The sequence below is a fragment of the Xanthomonas dyei genome (assembly GCF_002939865.1).
Classification (GTDB): Bacteria; Pseudomonadota; Gammaproteobacteria; order Xanthomonadales; family Xanthomonadaceae; genus Xanthomonas; species Xanthomonas dyei.
The window spans coordinates 1-25,448 of record NZ_MDEE01000033.1 but is presented as its reverse complement, the minus strand read 5'-3'; the positions used below and the strand labels follow the sequence as shown (position 1 = coordinate 25,448).

Sequence of the window (25,448 nt, the reverse complement as noted above, 5' to 3'; positions counted from 1 at the left end):
CTGGTCTGCATGGGTTGCGCACGTTTGCGGCTCGCGACATTCTGTCGGCAACCTTTATGCCAAGAGGGACCATGTGCGTTGATGCTGGGCGCTTTGCATGCCTCGATTGCAAAGCGGTGGATCTACGCTTTGCTGCAGGGCCCTTGCCCGCCCACCATCGCAGGACACGCTGCAAGTACGTCCATGTAAGCTCTTTGGCGGCATCCATGCCGCCAAAGGTCCCGCGACGGTGGGCGGGCAAGGACCGGTGAAGAGGGTCGGTGTGCGCGGCTTTCAATAAAGCGAGCAGCACACGTTCTGGCGCGGTGTTCTCACCGCTTGCGGGACCCTGTGGCGGCATGGATGCCGCCACGGAGCGTCCATGGATGGATTCACAGCGTGTCCCGCAAGCGGTGAGGACATCGCGCCCTCAACCGACAGCCTTGGAATATCTAAGCGTCGCCAAGATCGTATTCGTCCTGGCAGAGAAGCTGCGCACATCCACCCAGTGATCGCAGCCCATCTGCAGCGCGGTCATCATCACGCAATGCAAGCACGGCAGTCTGCGGCCACCTCCCCCGCTCGTTGGATTGCAATGGATTCGACCACCTGCCCGCGCGTGCGACATCCGGCCACGCTTGCCCTGCTGCTGGTTCCATTCGCCCTGCCCGCTTACGCGCAGCAGGCACCGGATGGCGCCACACCGGCAGCGCCGCGTTCAGAAGTACTTGCCAGCGGCGAGCAGGTGTCCACGCTCGATCAGGTGCAGGTGGTCGGGCAGGCAATGACGTACTCCAAGACCACCGTCAGCAAGGAAATGCTCGACCGCCAGTTCGTGCTGGGCAGCGTCAACGACGCGCTCAACGAACTCCCCGGCGTGGTGGTCACCGAAGCCGATGCATTCGGCTCGTCCGATTGGGGTACGCAGATCAGCATGCGTGGCTTTGTCAGCAACCGCGACACGCAGCAGATCGGCACCACCGTCGACGGCGTGCCCAACGGTGGCTCGGCATATGGCGGCGGCTCCAAGGCCAACCGCTTCATCGACATGCCGGATCTGGAAACGGTGGAAGTGAGCCAGGGCACCGCCGATATCGCGTCGCGCTCGAACGAGGCGCTGGGCGGCACACTGAATTACCTCACCGGCGAGCCGCTCGAAGAACAGCGCGTGCGGGTGATCGGCGGCATCGGCGACAACCAGGCGCGCAAGTATTACGCGCGCTACGACACTGGCCTGCTCGGCGGCAATACGCGCGCGTGGATCAGCGGTTCGTCGGCGCGCAACGACGACTGGATCGACGGCAGCGGCCACACCAGCCGCGACCATCTGGCCGGCAAGTTCGTCAGCGCGTTGAACAAGTGGACGCTCAGCGGCTACGTGTCCTACGACGATGCCGACGAATCCGAATACACCAGCGTGACGCCCGAGCAGTTCGCACGCGACCCGGAACACGACTTGCTGACCGGCACGCTCACCGGCATTCCGTATCTGGATCAGAACTACCGCTCCGGCTCGCGCGCACTGCGCAAGAACACCTTCGGTTATCTGCGCGGCGCCTTCGATGGCGGCAACGGGTTCAAGACCACGCTCACTGGCTACGCGCATCGCATGCAAGGCCGCGGCGACTGGATTCCGCCGTATCTGGTGGACGTCACCAACGATGGCGCGGGCGCTCCGGAATCGGAGGCGCGCGGCGGCAACACCGTGTATGCCGGCAGCGACCTGGGCAAGCTGTATTACCTGACCCCAGGCGGTGCGGCCGCGACGCTGCTGACCGGTTGCGCCGGCAGTCCGGCGGTGCCGGCCGAATCCAATCCGGCGTGCTATCCGGCAGGTTCGGTACCGGTGCAGTCGTATCGCCATAGCCACTACGACAATCACCGCGCCGGTGCGATGGCCGATGTGGAATGGCGCCACGATCTGGGCCCGATCGACAACACTGCGCGTGCCGGCGCGTGGCTGGAACGGTACGACCGCAGCGTCACCCGCGACTGGCATCGCCTGCTCAACGTCGGTACCAACATCAGCTTCGACCATCAGCCGTACTGGGTGCAGTTCAAGGACAACTACCAGACCGACGAGCAGATGTATTACGTCGAAGATGTGATGCGTTACGGCGCCTTCGCCTGGCGCGTGGGCGTTAAGCAGTTCTTCCTCGAACAGACCCGCGACCGCCGCATCGGCGATGCGCAGCATGTGGAGTCGGATGCGCACTCCGACCCGCTGCTGTCCGCCGGCCTGACCTGGACCACGCCGGTGCAGGGGCTGGAAGCCTTCGCCGGGTATTCGCAGAATTTTGCCGCGATTCCGTCCGGCGTGCTGGGCGAAACCGACCCGGTCGCACTCAGCCGCGTGCAGCCGGAAACCGCCGACAATGTCGAGCTGGGTCTGCGCATCAGCCGCTGGCCGCTGACCGGCAGCGTGACGCTATACGACATCCGCTTCGACAATCGCATCGTGTATGTGCCGGCCAACTTCGTCAGCGGCATCGACTACCTGGGCGAGACCGACGGCGTGTACGAAAACTTCGGCGGCGTGCATGCACGCGGCGTGGAAGCGGCGCTGGGTTACGGTTGGGACAACGGCTGGCGCCTCAATGGCGCCTACACCTACAACAAGGCCGATTACCTGGGCAGCGGCGATGCTGCGCGCGATACCGCCCTGGATATCACGCCCGGCGCGCAGGTGATCGGCCAGCCGCGCAACACATTGGTGGTCTCGGCCGACTGGCGTGGGGAGGCATGGCGCTTCGGCGTGTCCGGTCGTTATCTGGGCAAGCGCTATCTGGATGCGTCCAACCGCGCCGCGCTCGATGGGGTGACCACCTTCAATGCGAATCTGGGCGTGGAGCTGTCGCAGCTGTCGGCGCAACTCAAGGGCCTGCAACTGGCGCTCAATGTCAGTAACCTCACCGACAAGCGCTATCTGGAAGGCGTGGACGGCAGCGATAGCGCCTTCATCGCCGCACCGCGCACGTTGGGGCTGACGCTGACGCTGGATCTGTAACGGCAACCTGCCATGCTGACGTGCACGCCGGGACTGTCTTCCTCTCCCGCTTTGCGGGAGAGGGCTGGGGTGAGAGCACAGTCCCCCCCATCCGCCCTTCGGGCACCTTCCCCCGCAGGCGGGGGAAGGGACTCGGACGGTTCGGCCAGTAACGCAGGATGCGGGGAAATCCCCCCGCAATCCGCCCCCTCTCCCGCCTGCGGGAGAGGGCTAGGGTGAGGGCACAGCCCCCCCCATCCGCCCTTCGGGCCCCTTCCCCCGCAGGCGGGGGAAGGGACTCGGACGGGTTCAGCCACCCAGAGGTGACACGATGATCGACCTGCCCCGCCGCCGTTTGCTGCAAGCCGGCCTGACCAGCGGCGCAGCCGCACTGTTGCCCAGCATCGCGCGCGCCGCGGCCATCGCGCCGGACCGCCGCAGCGGCACACTGGACGACCTGCAGCACGTGGTGGTCCTGATGCAGGAAAACCGCGCCTTCGATCATTACTTCGGTGCGCTGCCAGGCGTGCGCGGGTTCGGCGATCGCTTTCCGGTCCCGGCCCCGCCGCTGCCCGGTGCGCCCTCGCGCACGGTGTGGCTGCAGCCCAGCGAAGACGGCATGCAATGGCTCACGCCGTTTGCATTGGATACCGCAGCGCAATTCGGCTTCATGCGCGTCAAGGGCACGCCGCATAGCTGGCCGGATGCACAACAGGCCTGGGACCACGGTCGGCTCGGGCAGTGGGCAGCAGCCAAGCACAATCACGCGCTGGGCTATTACGGACGGGCGGATATTCCCTTCCAATACGCGCTCGCCGATGCGTTTACCATTTGCGATGCGTACCACGCCTCGATCCAGACCGGCACCAATTCCAATCGCGTGTTCCTGTGGACGGGCGGCAACGATCCGCACGGGCGCCATGGCGGGCCGGTGATCGGTAACTCGCACGACAACTTTCCGGAGCTGGGTGGGTTTGCCGAGCCGTATCGATGGACCACCTATGTGGAACAGCTGCAGCGCGCGGGCGTGAGCTGGCAGATCTATCAGGACATGGCCGACAACTTCACCGACAACCCGCTGGCCGGGTTCGAGGCGTTTCGGCAGGCCTACCGCAACGCGCCCGGTCACGATGCGCAGCTGCGTGCGCGTGGCATCAGCACGCGGGGCGTGGAGCAGTTGCGCGCAGACGTGATGGCCGATCGGCTGCCGTCGGTGAGTTTTGTCATTGCCGATGCGGCCGGCAGCGAACATCCGGACCCGTCCAGCCCGGCGCAAGGCGCGGCCTACACCGCACGCGTGCTGGATGCGCTCACCGCCAATCCGGCGGTGTGGAGCCGCACTGCATTGCTGCTGATGTTCGATGAGAACGACGGCTTCTTCGATCACATGCCGCCGCCGGCGCCGCCATCGCCGGACCCGCGCGCAACCAGCGGGTTTGCCGGCGCCTCCAGCATCGCCACCGACGACGACTATCATCGCCAGCCTGCACCGGGTGAGCAAAAAGTGGATCTACCCGCACTGCGCGGCCGCCCGTACGGGCCTGGTCCGCGCGTGCCGCTGTATGTGATTTCGCCGTGGAGCCGTGGTGGCTGGGTGGATTCGCAGGTATACGACCACACCTCGGTGCTGCGCCTGCTGGAACGGCGGTTTGGCGTGCAGGCGTCGGAGATCACGCCATGGCGGCGCGCGGTATGTGGCGACCTGACCAATGCATTCGATTTCCGCAACGCCGATGCACGCCCATTCGTCGCATCGCTACCCGATGTGGGCGATGCGGCAGCGCGTGCAGCAGCCTTACGCGAGCACACGTTGCCGCCGCTGCCGGCCACGTTGCAGCCACCCGAGCAACCGTTCGGCGTGCGCCGTTCGCGCGCCGTGCCGTATCGCCCGAGCGTGCAACTGGCGCATGTGCAAGCGAGCGGCGAGGTGCAGCTACGCCTGCGCAACAGCGGCGCGGCGGCGGTACTGCATGTCTACGACCGCTACGACCTGGCGGCGATCCCGCGCCGCTACACGGTAGGCAACGGTGCCACGGTGGACGGCGACTGGACCACCTACGATGGTCGCTACGATCTGTGGCTGATCGGCCCCAACGGATTCCATCGCCACTATCGCGGCGACCTGAGCGCTGCAGTGCTGGTGGCCGATATCACCCAGGCAGCGGACGACCCGGCGGCGCTGTCGTTGTCGTTGCACAACACCGGCACCACGCCGATCCAGATCGCACTGCAACCGGCCGCGTATGCGCAGGCGCAACCGCGCGAGCACCTGCAGCTTGCGGGCGGCCAGACCTGGCAACGCAGCTGGAAAGCGGCAGCCAGCGGCGGCTGGTACGACCTGTGGATCGAACACGACGGCGCAAGCCAACGTCTGGCCGGTCGCATCGAAACCGGTGCAGACAGCGTCAGCGATCCGGCGATGGGGGGGCCGGCGCGGCTGCAGCAGGACAGGCCTATCGTGATTGGCCCACTGGGCTGAGCCGTGCGGCTCGGCATGCGCCGAGTGCGCATGTGGCTATCGGGCCAGCACACTTGGGTACCGTTGCGCTCAGCGCGTGCCGGCCGCATCCAGCATGCCGATCGTCCCCAACCAGGTCTCCACAAGATGCGGCCATTGCGCGATCGGCAGTGTGCCCGCGCGCAGACCGAACGCATGTCCGCCTTCGGCATATAAATGCATTTCTACCGGCACACCGGCCTGCTTGAGCGCCACGTAGTAGGCCAGCGATTGACTGACGCCATCCACCGTATCGTCCTCGGCCTGCAGCAAGAAGGTCGGCGGCGTCCGTGCAGTGACGGTGATGTCTGGCCGCAGCGGCAGATGGGTCGGATCGCGTGTGGCGCTGTCCGCATCCTCGTGCGCCCACAAGTGGCCCGGATACACGGCAATGGCAAAGTCCGGCCGGCAACTCTGTGCGTCGGACGCGTCCACCGGCTGATAGGTGCGCTTTGTAAAGTGCGTACTGGCCGCCGCCACCAGATGACCGCCGGCAGAAAAGCCAAGCACACCGATCTTGTGCGGGTCCACGCCCCACTGGCTGGCTCGTGCGCGCACCAGTCCTAGCGCGTGCTGCGCGTCCTGCAAGGCTGTTTGCACCTTTGGGTAATAGCGGCGACCGTTGTTCCAGGTCGGCCCCGAGTTCGGTACACGGTATTTCAACAGCACACAGGTCATCCCGCGCCCGGTCAGCCAATCACAGATCTCCGTCCCTTCCAGATCCATGGCCAGGACTTGATAGCCACCACCGGGGAACACCAGCACCGCCGCACCGGTGTTGCGATTTTTTGGCAGATACACCGTCATCGTCGGGCGGCTGACATCGCTCACCTTGGTCCACGGCAATCGCCCCTCGCCGGTGCCCACCGTTTCGGGCTTTGGATTGCGCAAGGCATCAGGCACCGCCTGCGGCCAGAGCGGTATCTCTACCTGGCCCGGCGCCGGTTGCCAGGCACGTGCCGGCACAGACCCATGAACAAGCAGCAGCGCAACTGCCATACACCAATGACACAACCTTATTTGCACCGTCGAACCTCAAGAGTGGAAGCGGAACAGGAAGCACGTTGCGGACTGACACGCGAAATGAAGCCGGCAAGCACGGGGGCGTTGCGATCCGATGGCGAGCGCCGCCACGCCGGCCGTCATCGCGCGAACAGGTCCACCGCAGTGACAGCGTCCGCGACGGCGGCTGCGACCGCCTTCAACGCCGCATCGCGCCCAGCATCGTCGACCTTGGCGCCGTTCAAGTACGTCGTCAGCAATAGCGGTGCCCTGCCCTTTGGCGGCCACAGGATCGCGATGTCGTTGCGGGTGTCGGTGCCGTTGCTGCCGGTCTTGTCGCCGATCTTCCAGTCGTGCGGCAGACCGGCGCGCAGGCAGGTATCGCCGGTGCGGTTATCGATCATCCAGTCGGCCAGTTGTTTGCGCGAGGCAGGCTGCAGCGCGTTGCCGAGCAGCAGCGTGCGCAGCGTGGCGGCCATTGCCGCAGGCGTGGTGGTGTCGCGCGGTTCGCCTTCGGCATAGCGGTTCATTTCCGGCTCGTGGCGGTCGCTGCGGGTGTGCGTATCGCCGATCCCCCGCAAAAACGCAGTCAGCCCGGCCGGCTCGCCAACCAGCGGGAACAGCAGATTGGCGGCCGGGTTGTCGCTGTAGATCATGGTGGCGCGGCACAACTCGGCCACGCTCAGCGACCCGCCGACATGCCGCTCGGTGACCGGCGCATGCGAAAGCATGTCGGAGGCGCGGATCTTGACCCGCTGCGCCAGCGTCAGCTCGCCTTTGTCCACCCGCTGCAGCACCGCCGCAGCCAATACAAATTTGAAGGTACTGCACATCGGGAAGCGCTCGTCCTCACGCTGGCCGATGCGTTTGCCGGTGGCGCTGTCGAGCAGGCCGATGCCCAGGCGGCCGCCACTGCGGCGTTCGATCTCGGCCCATTCCGCTCGCAACACGTCGCCCGGCAACATTGCGGGAGTCAGCGCCCATGCGGGTCGGGACACCGCAAGCAGCACGCTCGCGCCGGTTGCGCACAAGAATTGTCGACGGTTCAACATGGGCCAGCCTCCTCGGGAGAGCCCGCAGTATCGGCGCAGGCCGGCAGCCGGAGAATTGCGATGTTTCGATCCCTGGCATGAATTCAACTAATCTCTACGCATGCCCCGCCCTCGCCTTCCGCTCAATGCCCTGCGCGCCTTCGAGGCGGCCGCACGTCATCAGAACCTGACCCGCGCAGCCGGCGAGTTGTGCGTGAGCCAGGCCGCGCTCAGCCACCAGATCAAGGCATTGGAACAGCAGCTGGGCACCAGCCTGTTTCACCGCTTGCCACGCGGTGTGGCGCTCACCGACGAAGGGGCGGCGCTGGCACCGGTGCTCGGCGAGGCCTTCGACCGCATCGCCGCCACCCTGGAACGCTTTGCCGATGGGCGCTATCGCGAAGTGCTCAGCGTGGGCGTGGTGGGCACCTTCGCCACCGGCTGGCTGCTGCCGCGATTGCCGGCGTTTCATGCCGCGCACCCGGATATCGAATTACGCCTGTCCACCCATAACAACCGGGTCGATCTGGCAGGCGAAGGGCTGGATCTGGCGATCCGTTTCGGCGACGGCGACTGGCAGGGCCAGATCTCCCATGCGCTGATGGAGGCGCCGTTTGCGCCGGTGTGCGCGCCCAGCATGGCGCGTGGCCTGCGCACGCCGGCCGATCTGGCGCACTTGCCGTTATTGCGCTCGTACCGCCTGGACGAATGGCCGCAATGGTTTCGCGCGGCGGGCGTGGCCGAGGTCGCCGCACGCGGGACGATGTTCGATTCGTCGTTGACCCTGGCCAGCGCGGCGGCAGCCGGTGCCGGCGTGGCGTTATTGCCGTTGCCGATGTTTCGCCAGGACCTGGATGCCGGGCGCCTGGTGTGCCCGTTCCCGATCCAGATCGACGCTGGGCGTTATTGGCTGACGCATCTGCGTTCGCGGCCGGCCGGCGGCCCTGCGCTCGGCTTTCACCGCTGGCTGGTGCGCACGCTGTCGACGTGAACACAGTGGCCTGGCGCACGCCGCAATTGATTCCGCACTGAAATACAGCGCAAAAACGAATAGCTGCCATAGCTTTATTTCGGCAACACGACAACTAGCATGCATGCCATCGTCAGTCCGAGGCATGCCCATGAAACCCCTCTCGCAGCATCTTCGTCTATGGATCCTTGCCGGCGCGTGCATGACCGCGACCCACGCCGCCGCACAAGTCACCGCGCCCAGCTCCGCAACTCCTGCCGCCGCCGAACAGGATCCTGCGACGACCCAAAGCTTTGAACAATGGCTCGTCGATTTTCGCCAGCGCGCGCTTGCCGCCGGCATCGAGACCACCACACTGGACACCGCGTTTGCCGGCGTCACCGCCGACCCGTCCGTGCATGCGCTGGATCAGCAGCAGCCCGAGTTCACCCAATACCTGTGGGAGTATCTCGACGGCCGGGTCACGCCCTCGCGCATCCAGCAGGGCCAGCAACTGCTGGTCAGCAAGCGCACGCTGTTCGAGCAGCTGCAGCGGCAGTACGGCGTGGATCCACGCATCCTGACCGCAATCTGGAGCATGGAAAGCGACTACGGCGCACAGATCGGCGACCGCTACGTGATCCGCTCACTGGCAACGCTGGCGCACTCGGGCCGGCGTACACGCTATGGCAACGCGCAACTGCTCGCCGCCTTGCAGATCCTGCAAACGGAGAAAGGGATCGACAGGTCGCAACTGGTGGGTTCGTGGGCCGGTGCCATGGGACAGACGCAATTCATTCCCAGCACTTACCGCGACTATGCCGTCGACGCCGATGGGGATCACACGCGCGACGTCTGGCGCTCCAGTGCAGATGCGTTGGGCTCTGCTGCGAATTATCTCAACAAGAGCAACTGGAACAGCCGCCTGCCGTGGGGCCAGGAGGTTCACCTAGCGGCCGACTTCGACTACGCGCAGGCAGATATGACGATCAAGAAGACCGTCGCCGACTGGCAACGCCAGGGCGTGCTGTGTGCGGACAAGCCAATTGCGCCGGCCCTGGCCCAGGAACAGGCCTCGGTGCTGCTGCCCACCGGCTATCGCGGGCCGGCCTTCCTGGTGTTCGACAATTTCCGCAGCATTCTCCGCTACAACAATTCCACCGCCTACGCGCTGGCGGTGGGGTTGTTGGCCGATGGCTATGCGGGCGGCGCCGGGGTCGCGCAGCCCTGGCCGAAGGACGATCCACCGCTCAACAGCGTGGATGCCATCACCGAAATGCAGCAACGGCTGACCGACAAGGGCTTCGACGTCGGCGGAGTCGACGGTGCGCTGGGGCCGCAGACGCGCCAGGGCATCCGTGCATTTCAGCGCAGCCAGGGATTGCCGCAGGATGCTTACGCCAGCACCTCGTTGCTGACGCGTCTGCGGGCAAAGTGAGTGCAGGCGTGGACCGCGCCGTGTGATTGACGGCGGCGGCGAGGCGAGGCGCCGTGCTCAGCGGCGCGGTTCCGGCATCAGGCCGTCATGTATGGCGGACGCCGCGCTGCGGCGCGTGCTGCATCAGCAAGCAGCAAGCAGCGCGTGATCCGCGCGAGGCCGCGCTGCGGCGTGTAGCGCGGCAATCGGCCAGCCAGCGCTGTCAGTCCGCCCCGTCCAGCAGCTCCATCCACGTCGCATCCGCTGCGGCCAGCCGCTGCGCCGCCGCCTCGCGGTTGCGGCCCGGTACCGCCATCTTGGTTGCGCGACTGGATGGTGGCCGAGCAACAGCGCTCCGGCTGAGCGAACTCAACGACCCGCTCAGCGGCGCGCGGACGCCTCGATCCCCTGCACCGCCACCTGGCGAAACGCCTCGTAGTGCGCCTGGTCGGCAAACCAATGCGGGGCGAACAGTTCGAACAAGCGGTCGTTGTGATACAGCAGCAGCACGCGCTCGTTCTCGCGGTAGCGGATGTAATCGGACCAGGGCCGGCGCAGCCGCCCGTCCGCCCAGGTGATCTCCAGCCCGGTCTCGTCCCACGCAAACGTGTAGGCATACCGCAGCGAGGCCTGCTGGGCGTGCAGGCGTTTGATCTTCCGCGGCAAGCCCCAGACGTGCAACAACACCAGGCCGATCAAGCCGCCGCCCCCGGCGCCGATCAGCACCGGGCCGATGATTTCGCTGGCCCCGATCAGTTGCAGCAAACCCGCTCCGATCAGTAGCAGGACCACCAGGAACACGATCAACAGCTTGGCCGTCTGCCGTGCATGCAGGCGCTGTGCGGCCAGATGGTCTTCCAGACTGATGGTGACGCTGATCATGTTCGCTCCTTCCTTGTGCTTGGCCCGACGCGCATCGTAACGCCTGCGCGTTACGCGCTCTCGATCAACTCCATCCACGCCGCTTCCGCTGTAGCCAGCTGCTGCGCCGTCGCCTCGCGGTCGCGGCCCAGCACCGCCATCTTGTCGGTGTCGGCGTAGTTACGCGGGTTGGCCAGTTCGCGGTCGAGCTCTGCCAGCAGCGCTTCCAGCTCGCCCACGCGCTTTTCAGCGCTGGCCAGCTTGTGCGGGTTGACGGCTTTTTTCGGCGGCAGCGGTTTGGTCGGCGGTGGCGGGGTCGGTGCCACTTCGGCCATCTTCTGCTTGGTGCCTTGCGCGGCCGGGCGGCTGCGCAGCCAGGCGGCATATTCGTCCAGATCGCCATCGAACGGCTCGACCACGCCATCGGCCACCCGCCAGAAACTGTCGCAGACCAGGCCGATCAGATGGCGGTCGTGCGAGACCATCACGATGGCGCCTTCGAAGTCGCTCAGCGCCTCGGCCAGGGCCTCGCGCATTTCAAGATCCAAATGGTTGGTCGGTTCGTCGAGCAGCAGCACGTTGGGCTGCTGCCAGGCGATCAACGCCAACGCCAGGCGCGCACGCTCGCCACCGGAGAAGCCGTCCACCACTTCGAAGGCGCGGTCGCCGGCGAAATTCCATTTACCCAGGAAATCGCGGAACGCCTGATTGGCGCCATCCGGCGACAGATCGCGGAAGTGATCCATCGGCGATTGGCCTTCGTGCAGCGACTCCACCGTGTGCTGGGCGAAGTAGCCGATGCGCAGGTCCGGATGCGCATTGCGCTCGCCCGCCAGCGGCGCCAGCTCGCCGACCAGGGTCTTGACCAGCGTGGTCTTGCCCGCACCGTTGGGACCGAGCAGACCGATGCGATCGCCGGCCTCCAGGCCGAATCCGACGTCGTGCAGGATGACGGTCGCGGCGCTCCCCCCATCCGCCCTCCGGGCACCTTCCCCCGTTTGCGGGGGAAGGGTAGCGGGATAGCCCGCTTGCAGATGGTTCAATCGAATCAGCGAAAACGGCAGCCGATTGGGCTGCGCGAACTGGATGCGGAATTCGCGCTCGGCGCGCACCGCCTCGGTGCCGGCCATCTTGGCCAGACGCTTCATGCGGCTCTGCGCCTGCGTCGCCTTGCTGGCCTGCGCCTTGAAGCGGTCGATGAAGCTCTGCAAATGCGCGCGCTCGGTCTGTTCCTTGTCGTGCGCGATCTGCTGCTGGCGCAGGTGTTCGATGCGCTGACGCTCGAAATCAGTGTAGCCGCCGACGTACAGCTTGGCGGTGCCGCCATGCAGATGCAGCGTGTGGGTGGCCACGTTGTCCAGAAACTCGCGGTCATGGCTGATCAACAGCAAGGTGCCCGGGTACTTGAGCAGCCATTGCTCCAGCCACAGCACCGCGTCCATGTCCAAGTGATTGGTCGGCTCGTCCAGCAGCAGCAGGTCGCTGGGCATCATCAGCGCGCGCGCCAGGTTCAACCGCACCCGCCAGCCGCCGGAGAACGACGACACCGCGCGGTGGTGCGTGTCGGCCGGGAAGCCCAGGCCGTGCAGCAGCTTGCCGGCACGCGCTTCGGCATCGTAAGCGCCGAGTTCGGCCATCTTCTGGTGCGCATTGGCGACCGCTTCCCAGTCTTCGCGCGCGGTGGCTGCCGCTTCTTCCTGCAGCACCGCGGATACCTCGATATCGCCGCCGAGCACGAACGACAGCGCCGGGTCCGGCAACGACGGGGTTTCCTGCGAGACGCTGGCGGTGCGCACCTTGCCGGGCAGATCCACGTCGCCCTTGTCGGCCTCCAGCTCGCCCTTCACCGCGGCGAACAGGCTGGACTTACCGGTACCGTTCCGCCCCACCACGCCGACGCGGTAGCCGGCATGCATGGTCAGGTCGACGTTGGACAACAGCAGACGCTCGCCGCGTCGCATGGAGAAGTTGCGCAGGGAAATCATTGATGGACAGTCCGATAGAACGAAAAGGAATGAGCAGATGAGCAGCATTCCTGCGACGCCATTCTAGCGTTAACGAATAATTAGCGCCTTCAAGTTGGACGACACGTGCGCTTCGCACGGCCGTGATCGCCACCCGCCCAGTCTAGTTGGCCCCGCTCGGGCTGCCGTTTTCGGAGTTGTCATGAATCACCCCCTGTCCTTGCTTGCGACCGCCGTGGTCGCTGCACTGATTGCGTCTCCCGCCCTGGCGCAGGACGCCGCGCCGGCCACCGCCAATACCCTGGATACGGTCATCGTCACCGGCACCCGCGTGGCCGACCGCACCGTGGCCGAGTCGCAATCGCCGATCGACATCATCAGCGCCGAGTCGCTGCAGGCCACCGGCACCCCGGAACTGGCCACCGCGCTGGCGCGCGCGCTGCCGTCGCTGAACTTCCCGCGCCCGGCGCTGAGCGACGGCACCAGCGCGATCCGCCCGGCCCAGCTGCGCGGCTTGTCGCCCGACCAGGTGCTGGTGCTGGTCAACGGCAAACGCCGCCATACCTCGTCGCTGCTCAATCTCAATGGCACCATCGGCCGCGGCGCGGCGGCGGTGGATCTGAACACCATCCCGGTGGCGGCGATCGCGCGGGTGGAAGTGCTGCGCGACGGCGCGTCGGCGCAATACGGCTCCGATGCCATCGCCGGCGTGGTCAACATCGTGCTCAAGGGCGCGGAAAAGGGCGGCAGCCTGCAGGCCGGGTTCGGCCAGTATTCGGCCGGCGACGGCAACAACTACGAGCTGTCCGGCGACACCGGCGTGGCCTACGGCGGCGACCGCGGCTGGCTGCATGTGGCCGCCCAGCTCAATCAGCAGGACCCGACCGACCGCGCCCGCGGCTATGCCGGCGCGCCCAGCGTGTCGCAGCCGGCCGTGGGCCAGAAGGCATTCAAGATCGGCGACCCCGACGTCAACGCGCAGGCCGCCTCGCTCAATACCGAATACCAGTTCAGCGACAGCATCACCGGCTACGCGTTCGCCACCGCCAGCAACCGCGACATCACCTCGTTCGCGTTCTTCCGCGCGCCGGGCAGCAGCCAGAACATCCTGTCGATCTACCCGCAGGGCTTTTTGCCGGAAATCCAGAGCTACGCCAAGGACCGCTCGCTGGTGGCCGGCGTCCGCGGCTCCACCGCCAGCGGTTGGGACTGGGACGCCAGCTACAACTACGGCTACAACCGCATCGATTTCCACACCCGCAACACGCTCAACGTGAGCCTGGGGCCAACCTCGCCGATGTCGTTCTACGACGGCGCGTTGGAGACCACGCAGAACATCGTCAACCTGGACGTCAAGCGCGGTTTCGACTGGGGTCTGGCGTATCCGGTGACGGTGGCCTTCGGCGCCGAATACCGCAACGAAAAGTGGAACCAGTCGCCGGGCGAAGTGGGTTCGTACCTGCAGAACGGCACCTTGGCCGGTGGCGCGCAGGGCTTTGGCGGATTCGCCCCTAGCGTGTCGGGCCAGTATTCGCGCAACAGCTATGCGCTGTACGCCGACCTGGAAGCCGACTTCACCGACAAGTTCTCCGCTGGCCTGGCCGGCCGCTACGAAGACTACGACGACTTCGGCAGCCAGGCCTCGGGCAAGTTGTCCGGCCGCTACGCGTTCACCGACAAGATCGCGTTGCGCGGCACGGTGGCCTCGGGCTTCCGCGCACCGTCGCTGGCGCAGCAGTATTTCCAGTCCACCAGCACCACCTTCCTGGCCGGCAACCCCAATCCGTTCGAAATCCGCACCTTCCCGGCCGATAGCAACGTGGCGCGCGCCTTCGGTGCCGAACCGCTGGATGCGGAAACCTCGCTGTCCTACAGCCTTGGCCTGGTGTTGCAGCCCACCGATGCGCTCTACCTCACCATCGATGCCTACCAGATCGACGTGGACGACCGCATCGTGCTGTCGTCCAACCTCACCGGTGCCGGCGTGCGCAGCCTGCTGGAAGCGCAGGGCATCTTCGGCATCAACGGTGGGCGCTACTTCACCAACGCGGTGGATACGCGCACGCGCGGTGTGGACGTGGTCGGCAGCTACCGCTGGCAGCTGGCCGCCAGCAGCGTGGAACTGACCGCCGGTTACAACTATTCCGAAACCGAGGTGCGCAGCGTGGCGGCCAATCCGGCGGCGTTGTCGGCCAACGGACTAAGCCTGGAGCGCATCGACCGCACCGAGCGCGGTCGCATCGAAGAAGGCTTCCCGCGCGACAAGTTCCTGGTCAACGGCAGCTGGAATTCCGAGCACTGGACGCTGGCGCTGGGCGCCACGCGCTACGGCAAGTACAGCACGCGTCCGGCGGCGGCGATCAGCGACCAGACCTTCGGCGCCAAGTGGGTGGTGGATGCCTCGGCCAGCTACAAGGTCGATCGCTGGACGCTCACGCTGGGCGCAGACAACCTGCTGGACGAGTATCCGGACGAGAACAACTTCGCCAACTCCACCAGCGGGCAGTTTCCGTACAGCAATCTGTCGCCGTTCGGCTTCAACGGTGCGTATGTCTACGGGCGGATCAACTACCGCTGGTAACACCGCCAACGCCGCTAGCGACGGCTGACGATGGAACGCGGCTGCACGTTGATGCTGTGCGGCGCTGCAGTACCGACATCGATGTTCGCCCACACGCCCCGGCCAGTCCGGGGCGTGTGCATTTCTGCGGTTGTGCGCTTGTGACAGACGCGCAGGCAGGCGCAACCACTCGCCGAATGCCGCTCTGCGTTGCGTGACATGTGCACGGCACGCACACCACAGGCGTGCCATCAAGCTGCGATGCGCTGGCTGGCTGCCATGCGTCCACACAGCCCAGGCAACGCGATGACGAGGCTTACGCCCGGTGCGTGCTAAGACCGGTGCTCCTGTCATTGCCGGAGCACGCCAATGGAAGCATCGCAGCTGAGTCGGGGCCGCTTGATCGATCACCTGCATCTGGTGGTGCAGGACCTGCCCGCCAGCAAACGCTTTTATCAGGCCGTGCTCGCGGTGCTTGGCATTCCCATCGGCGGCGACGGCGATGGCGACTTCTGGGCCGACGAACTGTTCGTCTCCAACCGCGACACGGTGGCGCAAGGTGTATTGACCGGCCGCCATCATCTGGCCTTTCAAGCGCGCGACGTTGCGATGGTGCAGGCGTTCCATCGTGCCGCGCTGGCCAACGGTGGTCGCGACAACGGCGCGCCGGGTTTGCGCCCCTATCACCCGGGGTATTACGCGGCATTTGTACTCGACCCGGACGGCAACAACATCGAGGCGGTCTTCCACGGTCCTGCGCAATGCAGTGCAGATGCGGTGCAGATCACAGATTGATGCACAAGTTTCATAACAGGTATCGATGTCCAAAATGGGGCAACGCAATCCGTTGCCCAGCGTAGGGAACTGCAACCGACGCCTCACTTTGGTGCACGATGACAACGTTGACATGAGCATACGTTCGATGACAGTTGCATGCGCAACGTAACCAAAATTTGACATGTGGTTACGCGTGGTTAATGGTTGAGAACGCACCGCAGCTGCCGCAACGGACGCGGCCTGGGAGGGGGGCCCACTGCGTGCATCCGTTCCCCACTCGGAGTTGTTACCGCATGAATTGCAAGTCCAGTCCACTCGCAGTCGCTGTTGTTGTTGCCTTGTCGTTTTCCGCTTCAACCGCAGTTGCGCAGTCGCAAGCTCCCACCCAGAAAACCCTCGACACGCTGATCGTGACCGGTACGCGCGTGGCCGACCGCACCGTGGCCGAATCGGCATCGCCGATCGACATCATCTCGCCACAGGCACTGGAATCGACCGGCACCACCGAGTTGGCTACCGCGCTGTCACGCGCGATCCCCTCGCTCAATTTCCCCCGGCCCGCCATCTCCGACGGCTCGGACGCGGTGCGCCCGGCGCAGTTGCGCGGCCTGTCGCCCGATCAGGTGCTGGTGCTGGTCAACGGCAAGCGCTATCACAGCACCGCGCTGATCAACCTCAACGACACCCAGGGCCGTGGTTCGTCGCCGGCCGATCTCAACACCATCCCGATCGCGGCGGTGGAGCGCATCGAAGTGCTGCGCGACGGTGCGTCGGCGCAATACGGCTCCGATGCGATTGCCGGCGTGATCAACATCGTGCTCAAGGGCAGCGGTGAAGGCGGTAGCGTCAACGGCCGCTATGGCAAGTACAGCGCCGGCGACGGCGAGCAGTATCAGCTGTCCGGCGATGCCGGCTTCAGCTTCGCCGGCACCGGCAAGGTGCATCTGGCTGCGCAGGCCGGGCATTCGGATCAGACCAACCGCGCATTGCCGTTCGGCGGCCGCGTGGAGCAGCGCTACGGCGACCCCGAGATCGACCAGGGTGCCATCTCGTTCAACGGCCAATACAGCCCCACCGATTACCTGACCTTCTACTCGTTCGGCATGGTCAGCCGGCGCGAAGTGCTGTCCAACGGCTATTTCCGCTTTGCCGGCGACAACCGCAATCGCCCGGAAATCTATCCGGACGGCTTCCTGCCGCAGATCTATAACGTCAGCAAGGACGTGTCCTGGGTCGGTGGCTTGAAGACGTCCACCGAAGGCGGCTTGAACATCGATCTGAGCTACAACTACGGCCAGAACAATCTCACCTTCGATGTGCGCAACAGCTTGAACAACAGCCTGGGGCTGGCCAGCCCGACCGACTTCCATGCCGGTACGCTGGAAGTGACGCAGAACGTGCTCAACGCCGACTTCACCAAGACCCTCGATTGGGGCCTGGCCTACCCGATCACGCTGGCCTTCGGTGCGGAATGGCGCGGCGAGAAGTTCAACCAGTCGCCTGGCGATGCGGCCTCGTCGGCCAACGGCGGTATTCCGTCCGCAAACGGCGCGTTGATTCCTGGCGCGCAGGTGTTCCCGGGCTTCAAACTCTCCGATGCCGGCTACTACAACCGCAACAGCCATTCGGCCTATGTGGATCTGGAAGCGGATCTGACCGAGAAGTTCTCGGCCGGCCTGGCCGGGCGCTACGAGAAGTACAGCGACTTCGGCGACACCGCCACCGGCAAGCTGTCGCTGCGCTATGCGTTCACCGACAAGGTAGCGCTGCGTGCCACTGCATCCACCGGCTTCCGTGCGCCGTCGCTGCAGCAGCAGAATTTCCAGTCGATCGCCACGCAGTTCCTCAACGTGGCCCAGCCCAACGGCTCGGTGACCGCGATTCCGTTCGAGATCGGCACCTTCCGCACCGACAACCCTGCCGCAATCGCGCTCGGCGCCGAACCGCTCAAGGCCGAGGAATCCAAGAACTACGGCTTGGGCGTGGTGTTGCAGCCGGTCGAAAACCTCTACATCACCATCGATGCCTATCGCATCGATATCGACGACCGCATCGTGCTGTCGGAAAACCTGACCTCGGTCGCGGCACGCAACTATCTGCAGGCCAATGGCTTCCCGGGCATCGGCGGCGGGCGCTACTTCACCAATGCGGTGGACACCAAGACCCAGGGCGTGGACGCGGTCGGCACCTACCGTTGGAACCTGGATGGCGGCAGCGTGGAGCTGACCACCGGCTACAACTACAACAAGACCGACGTGGAGAAGATCGCCGACAACCCGGCAGCGCTGGTGGCGATCGACCCGACTGCGGTGCGCATCGGCCGCGCAGAACTGGGCCGCATCACCGAAGGCACGCCGCGCGACAAGTTCTTCCTGGGCGGCACCTGGGCACCGGGCAACTGGTCGTTCACCGGCACCGCCACGCGCTGGGGCGAGTTCAGCACCTTCGGCACCAACGCCGGCAGCGACCAGACCTACGCAGCCAAGTGGACGCTGGACTTGGCCGCCTCCTACAAGCTGGGCGCCTGGAACTTCACCGTCGGTGGCGACAACGTGCTCAACGAGTATCCGGACCGCCAGGAAGCCGGGCTGGGCACGCGGACCTACCTGCCGTACAGCAGCGCCTCGCCGTTCGGTTTCAACGGTGCACTGGTGTACGCCAACGTGAACTACAAGTGGTAATCGCCGGCGCCGGTCGGTAACGACCAGCGCTTACCTCGCACGGCAGCGCAGTACAGCGCGTCGCCGACTGCAGCGGTCTTGCGCCTGCACTCTCGCGACTGGGGAGTGCAGGCGATCGAATCGTCGTTTCGCCGCTTTCGCAAGGACGCCCCGCAAGGATGCACAACGCGCTGCATGGCGCGTTGCAGATTGCCGGCATTGCGACGCCTGCCGCTTTGCAGCCGCAAAGACCCGGCGTGCATGCCCGATCACCCCACGCAGTTGTCTTTCCCCGGTTACCCGCACTTCACCGCTGCGTCCTTCATCCCCTTTGAGCCTTGACTCCCATGCACACCTCCAACGCACTCTCGCTGGCGATTTCAGTCGCACTCACCGTCTGTTCCTTCGCTGCCAGTGCGCAGTCGCAATCGACCCAGCCACAGAAAACCCTGGACACCCTGATCGTCACCGGTACCCGCGTCAGCGACCGCACGGTGGCCGAATCCGAATCGCCGATCGACATCATCACCGAGCAATCGCTGCAGGCTACCGGCGCCACCGACATCGCCACGGCGCTGGGCAAGCTGCTGCCGTCGCTGAACTTCCCGCGCCCGGCGATCTCCGATGGCAATGACGCCTCGCGCCCGGCCACGCTGCGCGGGCTGTCGCCGGATGCGGTGCTGGTGCTGGTCGATGGCAAGCGCTATCACACCTCTTCGCTGATCAACTACAACCCATACGTGGGTCGCGGCTCGGCGCCGGCCGATCTGAACTCGCTGCCGATGTCGGCGATTGCGCGGATCGAAGTGCTGCGCGATGGCGCATCGGCGCAATACGGCTCCGATGCCATCGCCGGCGTGGTCAACATCGTGCTCAAACACGGTGCGGCTGCGGGCAGCAACAGCATCTCGGTCAACGGCGGCATCATGGACAAGGGCGATGGCGAGCAGAACGGCATCGACGGTTCGGTGGGTCTGGCCTTCGGCGGCAGCGGCGGCGATACCGCACCGGGTTGGGTGCGGCTGTCGTGGAACTACCAGAACACCATGAGCACCAATCGCGGCGAAAACACCAACCGCGCCACCACCGTCCCGGGGACGCCCAATCCGGGCGGTGTGCCGTATCAACGCCACGGCGACCCGGCGTCCAACTTCTATCAGGGCCTGGCCGCATTCGGTTATGAGTTCTCGCCCAATGTGGAGCTGTACGGCCATCTGAGCATGAGCCGTCGCGAAGTCACTTCCAACGGCTATTACCGCGCCGCCGACAACACCGCGCGCAATGTGCAGGCGATTTATCCCAACGGCTTTCTGCCGCAGATCTACAACCCCACCAACGACCGCTCGGCCGTGTTGGGTCTGAAGGGCAGCACCGAAAGCGAGTGGAATTGGGACGTGTCGGCCACCTACGGCAAGAACGACATGACCTTCAACATCCTCAACAGCATCAACACCAATCTGTACTACACCACCGGCGCCTCGCCGACCGACTTCAACTCCGGCGGCTTCGAGACCGAGCAGGGCACGATCAACGTCGACGTCAACAAGTCATTCGACTGGGGCCTGGCGTATCCGGTCAATGTGGCCTTCGGCGCGGAGCACCGTCAGGACCGCTATGAGATCACCGCCGGCTCGCCGGCTTCGTACTTCTTCGACCCCAACACCATCAATCCCGACACCGGCGCGCCCTACCCCGGCGGCGCACAGGTGTTCTCCGGCCTGGAACCGTCGGTGGCCGGCCGCTTCGGCCGTCATAGCAACGCGGTCTACGCCAACCTGGAAGCGGACATCACCGACAAGCTCTCCGGCGGCATCGCCGGGCGCTTCGAAAACTACAGCGATGCCGGCTCCACGCGCTCGGGCAAGCTGTCGGCGCGTTACGCCTTCACCGATACGTTCGCGTTGCGCGGCACCATCTCCAACGGCTTCCGCGCGCCGTCGCTGGCGCAACAGAACTACGCTTCGGTGGTGACGCTGATCCAGGACGGCGAGCTGGTGCAGGTCGGCACCTATCGCACCTCCGATCCGGTGGCCGTCGCACTCGGCGCACGCCCGCTGAGCCCGGAAAAATCCACCAACTACGGCCTGGGTGGCGTGTGGCAGCCCACCGCCAACTTTACCTCCAGCCTGGACATCTACCAGATCCGCATCTGGGACCAGATCCTGTATTCGGATCAGCTGCAGCTGGCGCAGCCGATCGGCCAGGTGGCGGCGGTGCAGTTCTTCGTCAACGGCGCCACCAGCCGCACCCGCGGTGTGGACTGGATCAACAGCTACCTGGCCGATCTGGGCAACTACGGCAAGCTCAATCTCAGCGCCAGCGCCAACTACAACAAGACCACCATCCTGGAGCTGTCCAACCCCAACTTCGGCCGCGCCAGCCAGGGCCTGCTCACCGATGCCACGCCGCGGACCAAGTACATGGCTGCGGCGGACTGGTCGATCGGCGGATTTGGGCTGAACTTCAACGCCACCCGCTACGGATCGATCAAGCGCATCAGCGACCCGGTCGATGGCAGCCAGGACCAGACCTACGACGCGCGCTGGTTGTTGAATCTGGCCGCCAGCCAGACCTGGAACCAGTTCACCTTCACCGTGGGTGCGGACAACATCACCAACCAGTACCCGACCAAGGCGCAGCTCACCACCGCCTATGACGACCGTGCCGGCGGCCTGCAGTATTCGTCGTTGTCGCCGTTCGGCTTCAACGGCCGCTACTGGTATGGCCGGGTCACCTATCGGTTCTGATGGCCAGGTGTGTTGACTGGTTGAGCGCCTGCGCTGATCGAAGACCACGATCAGCGCAGGCGTGGTGCGGGCATTTCCGGTCGCCCGGTGGTGCCTGTTGCCGTGGTCGCGACTATGCGTGTGGCGGTTCGCCGCCGCGCGGTGCGTTCAACGCGGCAGCCATTGCCTTACCAGGAGGCCAGCAAGGCATCCACGCCGCGGAGATTGGCGCGGTCGTTCCATGTCAGCGTGTCACGCTGCTCCAGGCGCAATGCCGGCAGTTGTTCCAGCAGTGCAGCAAGCGCTGCCTCCATTTCGATCAACGCCAGCCGGTTACCCAGGCAATGATGGATACCGCCGCCGAACGATAGCGCGCGGCCCTGCTGTCGGCGGATATCCAGCACCTGCGGGTCGCTGAATTGCGCCGGGTCGTGATTGGCCGCACCCAGCATCAGGTACACCATGTCGCCTTCGTGCAACGCGCTCCCGGCGAGCTCGAAATCCTGCAACACCGTGCGTGCGGCGATCTGCACCGAGCTGTCGTAGCGCAGGCATTCGAGCACCGCATTCGGCAGCAATGCCGGGTTGCCCTGCAGCAGCGCCAACTGCTCGGGATGCCGATGCAGAGCGACCAGGGCATTGCAGATCATGTTGGAAGTGGTTTCGTGGCCGGCGAAAAACAGCAGGATCACATTGGAGACGATCTCGTCGCTGCTCAGCCGGTGCCCCTCGTCTTCTGAGCGGATGAAGCGTGAGATCAGATCGTCGCCGTCGCTGCTTCGACGCGCATCGATCACCGCATGAAAGTAGCTTTCCAGCTGCAGATACGCCGCGTTGGTGGCCTCCAGCTCCTCGGGCGTCATCAGCGGGTCGAATACCTTGGCCAGCGCGCTGGTCGCATGGCCGACCGTGGTGGCATCGGCAGGGTCGATGTCCAGCATGCGGCAGATGATGCGAATGGGAAGCGGAAAAGCGAAGTCACGCAGCACATCGCAGTGGCCGTGCGCACGGAAGCTCGCAATCAACGCCGCGGCGGTGTCGCTGGCCACCTCGCGCATGGATTCCATCTGCCGCGCACTGAATGCCTGGGTCATCAGCCCGCGCAGACGCGTGTGCACTGGCGGATTGACCAACAGGAACATGCGGCTCATACCTTGAAACAGCGGCATCTCCACGGCGGCCTCGCCATAGCGCAGACAGATGCTCTGCAGATAATCGCGGCCAACGCGCCGGTCGCTGAGCAGGCTGTCGACCATTGCGTAGTGGCCGGTCATCAAACGCCGTTCTGCGACCTTCACCAGCGGCCCCTCGGCGCGCAGGCGTGCATACGTCGGATACGGGTCCTGGCGAAACTGTTCGGTTGCGAAGTCGCTGAGGTGCATGACCTGTGCTCGTGGGGCGTGATCGCGGGGTGCGCGATGTAGGCGTAGGGAAGGACTGCAGACCGCTTGGACGGAGCGATGCCTGGATTGTCAGCCGTCGCCATGCATCTGCCTTGCGCAGGCGCGAAGCCGTGTCGTCAAACTTCAAACCCTGTGCGCCGGCGCAGCTGCGTCGATGCGCGGGTCTCGATGACAGCGTGCGACCTTCTCCACGATTGCCACGTTGCATGCGCAACGTCACCTGCGTTGCGAGAAATGCGCGCAGTCGCGTCGCGATCGATTCGGGCCTGCTGCAGCCCAGCGCCAGCGATGGCGTGCACACGCAAACAACTGCCTGCGCCGGTCACCCGGGAACGTGCAATCGGCCATGGTTACGCGGCGTGTCGTCACAACGCCAGTGCGCGCTGCGGCACCGTTGCAGTGCGCTATCGATGGGGGCCGCTGTCGATGGCTGCACTGTCGGGCGACGCCGCGGCCGCATCGGTCTGTCGGTTGGCAGTGCCGGCATCGGTTCGAGCGACCCGCATCATCGTCGCCAACGGATCGATCCTCGTGGCCGCAGGCGCTACGTGTCGCATCGCATTAATCATGCGCTGTGTACTATGGGCGTCCGGCCAACCGGACCGCTCTGCGGCCCTGGTCCCCCGCGCCGGATTCCAGCACTTCATTCGCGATGCCCGCAGGCGCTGCCCGGCGCAGTTCGTTTGGCTGGCCACGCCGTTTCATCACTTCGGACACTCTCACAACGGATTGGAATGCACCACGACACCAGCCTCATCGACATCATCGCCGTCGGCCTCGCGGTCGCCTTCATCCTGGGCACGCTCGCGCAGAAGATGAAGCTCTCGCCGCTGGTCGGCTACTTGTTGGCTGGCGTGTGCGTTGGGCCGTTTACACCGGGATTCGTGGCCGATCAGACCATGGCCAACCAGCTGTCCGAGCTGGGCGTGATGTTGCTGATGTTCGGGGTGGGCCTGCATTTCTCGCTCGAAGACCTGATGGAAGTGAAGTGGATCGCGGTGCCCGGTGCGCTGGCGCAGATCGTGGTGGCCACACTGCTCGGCTGGGCGCTGGCCTGGAGCATGGGCTGGCCGTTGATTCATGGCCTGGTGTTCGGCCTGGCGTTGTCGGTGGCCAGTACCGTGGTGCTGCTGCGCGCCCTGGAAGAACGCCGCTTGCTGGACACCCAGCGCGGCCGCATCGCGGTGGGCTGGCTGATCGTCGAAGATCTGGTGATGGTACTGGCCCTGGTGTTGCTGCCGGCGCTGGCGGATGCGCTCGGGACCGGTACGCCAGCAGCGCACGACGGCGCGTCCAGCTCGCTGCTGGCCGCACTCGGCCTGACCTTGCTCAAGATGGTGGCGTTTGTCGCGGCGATGCTGGTGGTCGGCCGGCGGGTGATTCCGTGGTCGCTGGAAAAAGTGGCTGCGACCGGCTCGCGCGAGCTGTTCACCCTGGCCGTGCTCGGTATCGCGCTGGGGGTGGCGTTCGTGTCGGCGACCTTGTTTGGCGTGTCGTTTGCGCTGGGCGCGTTCTTTGCCGGCATGCTGCTCAAGGAATCCGAGCTCAGCCATAAGGCCGCCAGCGATTCGCTGCCGTTGCGCGACGCGTTTGCGGTGCTGTTCTTCGTGTCGGTGGGCATGTTGTTCGACCCGATGATCCTGGTCGCGCATCCGTGGCAGGTGCTGGCCACCTTCCTGACCATCACGTTGGGCAAGTCGCTGGCGGCGTTTGTGATCGTGCGTGCGTTCGGCCACCCCACCGGCACGGCGCTGACCATTTCCACCAGTCTGGCGCAGATCGGCGAATTCTCTTTCATCCTGGCCGGGCTGGGCGTACAGCTGGCAATCCTGCCGGAGACCGGGCGCGATCTGATCCTGGCCGGCGCGTTGTTGTCGATCGTGGCCAACCCCTTCCTGTTCTCATGGCTGGACCGTTGGCAGGCCAAGCAGGCCCAGGATGCACCGGCCAAGGTGGAACCGGAACTGCCGCCCGGCCCGCCCTTGCCGGCCGACGGGCATGCGATCGTCATCGGCTACGGCCGCGTGGGCAGCGCGCTGGCGCAGCTGCTGCGCAGCCGTGGCGTGCCGGTGCTGGTGATCGACGACAACGGCGACCACGTGGCCAAGGCGCATGCGGCCGGCATCCCCGGCATCCGTGGCAGCGCAGCGGCCGACCTGGTGCTGGCCGAGGCACGTCCGGAGAACGCAAAAATCGCGATCCTGGCAATCCCGCAACCGCTGGAAGCGGGCGAGGCGCTGGCCAAGTTACGCGCGATCAACCCGTCGCTGACCTTGCTGGCACGTGCGCATAGCGATGCCGAGGTCAAGCATCTGCTCGAACACGGCGCCGATGGCGCCGTACTGGCCGAACGCGAACTGGCCTACTCGCTGGCCGAGATGGTGATGTCCACGCCGCCGTACCGGGCGTTGAACGTGCCGGCGTCGTAAGCGCCGCCTGCCGGCAAAGCCGACGACACCGTAGATACAGCCATTGGGCGAACGTAGACATCGCGCCGCAGTCCACAGGTGCAATGCGCACCGGTTAACTCAGCAGTCTTAACGTTGCGCTAGGGAAGGTCTGAACAACGAGGCCTAAGAGGGCAGAATGTCCGCATCGTTCCGGAGAATCGCGTTTGGATCTTCGGAGTTTCGCCA

14 protein-coding genes are annotated in these 25,448 nt (G+C 65.4%); 9 read left to right on the top strand and 5 right to left on the bottom strand.

Features of this window, described 5'->3' with window-relative positions; translation table 11 throughout:
• Positions 1-574 precede the first annotated feature (574 nt).
• On the top strand, positions 575-2,986 hold the full coding sequence (locus XdyCFBP7245_RS17795; protein WP_104616837.1) for a TonB-dependent receptor: 2,412 nt from the start codon (positions 575-577) through the stop codon (positions 2,984-2,986).
• A 310-nt stretch (positions 2,987-3,296) separates the two neighbouring features.
• Positions 3,297-5,444: a phosphocholine-specific phospholipase C gene (locus XdyCFBP7245_RS17790; protein ID WP_104616836.1), complete on the top strand. Its 2,148-nt coding sequence runs from the start codon at positions 3,297-3,299 to the stop codon at positions 5,442-5,444.
• 69 nt (positions 5,445-5,513) lie between these two features.
• Here XdyCFBP7245_RS17790 and XdyCFBP7245_RS17785 read toward each other — a convergent pair whose 3' ends face one another.
• Positions 5,514-6,461 carry an alpha/beta hydrolase gene (locus tag XdyCFBP7245_RS17785; protein WP_104616835.1) on the bottom strand — a complete coding sequence of 316 codons (948 nt, stop codon included), beginning with the start codon at positions 6,459-6,461 and terminating at the stop codon, positions 5,514-5,516.
• A gap of 143 nt (positions 6,462-6,604) precedes the next feature.
• Positions 6,605-7,516, bottom strand: coding sequence for a class A beta-lactamase (bla, locus tag XdyCFBP7245_RS17780; protein ID WP_104616834.1), 912 nt, complete (start codon positions 7,514-7,516; stop codon positions 6,605-6,607).
• 100 nt (positions 7,517-7,616) lie between these two features.
• Between bla and ampR the strand changes: the two genes are divergently transcribed.
• On the top strand, positions 7,617-8,486 hold the full coding sequence (gene ampR, locus XdyCFBP7245_RS17775; protein ID WP_104616833.1) for a LysR family transcriptional regulator AmpR: 870 nt from the start codon (positions 7,617-7,619) through the stop codon (positions 8,484-8,486).
• Between the two features lie 181 nt (positions 8,487-8,667).
• Entirely contained in the window at positions 8,668-9,882 is a 1,215-nt protein-coding gene (locus XdyCFBP7245_RS17770; protein WP_104616832.1) for a lytic murein transglycosylase, read from the top strand.
• 360 nt (positions 9,883-10,242) lie between these two features.
• Here the strand turns inward: XdyCFBP7245_RS17770 and XdyCFBP7245_RS17765 are convergent, their stop codons facing one another.
• Both XdyCFBP7245_RS17765 and XdyCFBP7245_RS17760 read right to left on the bottom strand, forming a co-directional pair.
• Positions 10,243-10,743 (bottom strand): YcxB family protein, encoded by a 501-nt coding sequence (locus XdyCFBP7245_RS17765; RefSeq protein WP_104616831.1) that lies wholly within the window; start codon positions 10,741-10,743, stop codon positions 10,243-10,245.
• Positions 10,744-10,793: 50 nt separating this feature from the next.
• On the bottom strand, positions 10,794-12,707 hold the full coding sequence (locus XdyCFBP7245_RS17760; RefSeq protein WP_104616830.1) for an ABC-F family ATP-binding cassette domain-containing protein: 1,914 nt from the start codon (positions 12,705-12,707) through the stop codon (positions 10,794-10,796).
• 181 nt (positions 12,708-12,888) lie between these two features.
• Here XdyCFBP7245_RS17760 and XdyCFBP7245_RS17755 point away from each other — a divergent pair, with 181 nt between their 5' ends.
• From XdyCFBP7245_RS17755 to XdyCFBP7245_RS17740, 4 genes are all read left to right on the top strand, one after another.
• Positions 12,889-15,267, top strand: coding sequence for a TonB-dependent receptor plug domain-containing protein (locus XdyCFBP7245_RS17755; protein ID WP_104616829.1), 2,379 nt, complete (start codon positions 12,889-12,891; stop codon positions 15,265-15,267).
• A 348-nt stretch (positions 15,268-15,615) separates the two neighbouring features.
• Positions 15,616-16,041 (top strand): VOC family protein, encoded by a 426-nt coding sequence (locus tag XdyCFBP7245_RS17750; RefSeq protein ID WP_170068701.1) that lies wholly within the window; start codon positions 15,616-15,618, stop codon positions 16,039-16,041.
• A gap of 275 nt (positions 16,042-16,316) precedes the next feature.
• Positions 16,317-18,704, top strand: coding sequence for a TonB-dependent receptor plug domain-containing protein (locus tag XdyCFBP7245_RS17745; protein ID WP_104616828.1), 2,388 nt, complete (start codon positions 16,317-16,319; stop codon positions 18,702-18,704).
• Positions 18,705-19,030: 326 nt separating this feature from the next.
• The gene (locus XdyCFBP7245_RS17740) at positions 19,031-21,430 is read left to right on the top strand and encodes a TonB-dependent receptor plug domain-containing protein (RefSeq protein ID WP_104616827.1); all 2,400 of its coding nucleotides are present in this window, start codon (positions 19,031-19,033) and stop codon (positions 21,428-21,430) included.
• A 167-nt stretch (positions 21,431-21,597) separates the two neighbouring features.
• Here XdyCFBP7245_RS17740 and XdyCFBP7245_RS17735 read toward each other — a convergent pair whose 3' ends face one another.
• Positions 21,598-22,791, bottom strand: coding sequence for a cytochrome P450 (locus XdyCFBP7245_RS17735; protein WP_104616826.1), 1,194 nt, complete (start codon positions 22,789-22,791; stop codon positions 21,598-21,600).
• 755 nt (positions 22,792-23,546) lie between these two features.
• Here XdyCFBP7245_RS17735 and ybaL point away from each other — a divergent pair.
• A complete protein-coding gene (gene ybaL / locus XdyCFBP7245_RS17730; RefSeq protein ID WP_104616825.1) occupies positions 23,547-25,241 on the top strand; it encodes a YbaL family putative K(+) efflux transporter in 1,695 nt (564 codons plus the stop codon).
• The last annotated feature ends 207 nt before the right edge of the window (positions 25,242-25,448 follow it).